The sequence below is a fragment of the Streptomyces sp. NPDC059454 genome, from assembly GCF_042749965.1.
Lineage (GTDB): Bacteria > Actinomycetota > Actinomycetes > Streptomycetales > Streptomycetaceae > Streptomyces.
The window spans coordinates 1-3,311 of record NZ_JBHYVC010000128.1 but is presented as its reverse complement, the minus strand read 5'-3'; the positions used below and the strand labels follow the sequence as shown (position 1 = coordinate 3,311).

The following is a 3,311-nucleotide window of genomic DNA, read 5'->3' as shown; positions in this document are numbered from 1 at the left end:
CCCGACCGGGCCTTCCAGGAGCTGGGCTTCGACTCGCTCGCCGCGACCGAACTGCGCAACCAGCTCAACCACCTCACCGGACTCCGACTCCCCGCCACCCTGGTCTTCGACCACCCCAACGCCCTCGCCGTCACCGAACACATCGAGGAGAAGCTCGCGGGCCCGGCCCTCCGGTCCACCGCCTCCGGCCGAACGGACTTGAGCGCGCGGCCCGTTGACAACGAGCCGATCGCCATCGTCGGCATGGCCTGCCGCTACCCGGGCGGAGTGACCTCGCCCGAGGACCTGTGGCGACTGGTCGCCGACGGCGTCGACACCGTCTCCGACATGCCGGACGACCGCGGCTGGGACCTGGAGGGCCTGTACGACCCGGAGCCCGGCGCGGAAGGCAAGAGCTACACCCGCCGGGGCAGCTTCCTCTATGACGCCGCCCAGTTCGACCCCGGGTTCTTCGGCATCTCGCCGCGCGAGGCCCTCTACATGGACCCGCAGCAGCGACTGCTCCTGGAGACGTCCTGGGAGGCCCTGGAGCGGGCGGGCATCGACCCGGCCTCGCTCAAGGGCAGCCGCACCGGCGTGTTCGCCGGCGTGATGTACCACGACTACGCCCTCAACGTGTCGCCCTCCGGCACGGCAGGCGGCAGCGTGGTGTCCGGCCGGCTGTCGTACACGTACGGCTGGGAAGGCCCGGCCGTCACCGTCGACACCGCCTGCTCGTCCTCCCTCGTCGCCCTGCACCTCGCGGTCCAGGCGCTGCGCTCGGGCGAGTGCTCCCTCGCGGTGGCCGGCGGAGCCACCGTGATGTCGACCCCGGGCATGTTCGTCGAGTTCAGCCGGCAGCGCGGCCTGTCCGTGGACGGCCGCTGCAAGGCGTTCGCGGGCGCGGCCGACGGCGTCGGCTGGTCCGAGGGCGTCGGCGTCCTCCTCGTCGAGCGCCTCTCCGACGCCGTACGCAACGGGCACCGCGTCCTCGCGGTCGTCCGGGGCACCGCCGTCAACCAGGACGGCGCCTCCAACGGCTTCACCGCCCCCAACGGCCCGTCCCAGCAGCGCGTCATCCGACAGGCGCTCGAGGCAGCCGGCGTGGCCGCCTCCGAGGTCGACGTCGTCGAGGCGCACGGTACGGGCACGACCCTGGGCGACCCGATCGAGGCCCAGGCGCTGCTCGCCACCTACGGCCAGGACCGCCCCGCCGACCGGCCGCTGCTGCTCGGCTCCATCAAGTCGAACATCGGTCACGCCCAGGCCGCCGCCGGTGTCGCCGGCGTCATCAAGATGGTGATGGCCATGGAGCACGGCTCCGTGCCGCGCACCCTGCACGTCGACCGGCCCTCACCGCACGTCGACTGGACCGAGGGCAACGCGGAACTGGTCGTCGAGGAACGGCCCTGGCCGGACGCCGAGCACCCGCGCCGTGCGAGTGTCTCCGCGTTCGGACTCAGCGGCACCAACGCGCACGTCGTCCTGGAACAGGCCCCCGCACCGGCAGCCGAGCCGGGATCGGTGAACGGCGACGGCGAGGGCGAACGCCCGACGCCCCCGCTGCCCTGGACGGTGTCCGCCGCGACCCCCGAGGCGCTGCGCGCCCAGGCCGGACGACTGCTCACCCACCTCACGGACCGCCCGGACCAGGACCCACTGGACACCGCCTACGCACTGGCCACCTCCCGCACCGTGCTGGAGTCCCGCGCCGTCGTACTCGGTGCCGACCGTGACGACCTGCTCGACGGGCTGCGGACGCTCGCCCGCGGCGACTCGTCCCCGGCCGTCCTCCACGGCACCGCGCGGGACGGCGGCTCGACCGCCTTCCTGTTCTCGGGCCAGGGCTCGCAGCGGCTCGGCATGGGCCGTGAACTGCACGCCCGTTTCCCGGTGTTCGCCGAGGCGTTCGACGCGGTGTGCGCCGGGCTGGACGAGCACCTGGAACGGCCCCTGCGCGAGGTCGTCTGGGGCGACGACGCGGAGGCGCTGAACCGGACCGCCTACGCCCAGGCCGGGCTGTTCGCCCTGGAAGTGGCGCTGTGCCGCCTCCTCGACGCCTGGGGAGTGCGCCCCGACTACGTCGCCGGACACTCGATCGGCGAGATCACCGCCGCGCATGTGGCGGGTGTCCTCTCCCTCGCGGACGCGTGTGCCCTGGTGGCTGCGCGTGGCCGGCTGATGCAGGCGCTGCCTGCGGGCGGCGCGATGGTCGCGGTCGAGGCGACGGAGGCCGAGGTCCTGCCGCACCTGACCGACGAGGTGTCGGTCGCGGCCGTCAACGGCCCGTCCTCCGTGGTGGTTTCGGGTGCCGAGGCCGCGGTCGAGGTTGTCGCCGGGGTGTTCCGCGAACAGGGTCGCCGTACGACCCGGCTGCGGGTGTCGCACGCCTTCCACTCCCCGCTGATGGAGCCGATGCTGGAGGAGTTCCGCACGGTCGCCGAGAACCTCTCCTACGCCGATCCGCTGCTGCCCGTCGTCTCCAACGTGACCGGCCGCATCGCCGCACCCGGCGAACTCACCACGCCCGCCTACTGGGTGACCCACGTCCGCGAGGCCGTGCGCTTCGCCGACGGAGTCCAGGCACTGCGTGCCGCCGGGGTGGGCCGCTGCGTCGAGGTCGGTCCCGAAGCGGTGTTGACCGGCATGGCCCGTACCTGCCTCGACGACACCGGCGTCCTGCTGGTGCCGGTCGCCCGCAAGGGCCGGGACGAGGCCGACGCCCTGCTCACCGCCCTCGGCCACCTGCACAGCGACGGCGCTTTTGTCGACTGGGCCGCGTACTTCGCCGGCACCGGCGCACGCACCGTCGACCTGCCGACCTACGCCTTCCAGCGGCAGCGCTACTGGCTGCACGCCACGGACGGCGCCACCGCGATTCCCGCCGGCGCCGGTCTGGACGCGTCCGACCACCCGCTGCTGGGTGCGGTGGTGGCGCTGCCGGACTCCGGTGGTGTGGTGCTGACGGGCAGGCTGTCGGTGGAGGCGCAGCCGTGGCTGGCCGATCACGTGGTCCTGGGCCGCACGCTGCTGCCCGGCGCCGTACTGGTCGAACTCGCCCTGACGGCGGGCGAGGCCGTGGACTGCGCGACGCTGGAGGAACTGGCCCTGGCCGCACCGCTGGTGCTGCCCGAACGGGGCGGCGTCCAGGTGCGCGTGGTGGTCGGCCCGGAGAACGGCGGACGCCGTACGGTCGCCGTCTACTCGCGCTCCGAGGACGCCGCGCAGGACTGGTCCACCCATGCCTCCGGGTTCCTGGTGGAGGGTGTGGTGTCGGCGGGGTTCGATCTGGCGCAGTGGCCTCCGGTGGGTGCGGAGGTGGTGCCGGTGGA

General features: G+C 73.5%; 1 protein-coding gene. It reads left to right on the top strand.

Annotated elements, in window-relative coordinates:
- On the top strand, positions 1 to 3,311 hold a 3,311-nt coding region (locus tag ACFXAE_RS36085; protein WP_384723933.1), incomplete at both ends, for a beta-ketoacyl synthase N-terminal-like domain-containing protein.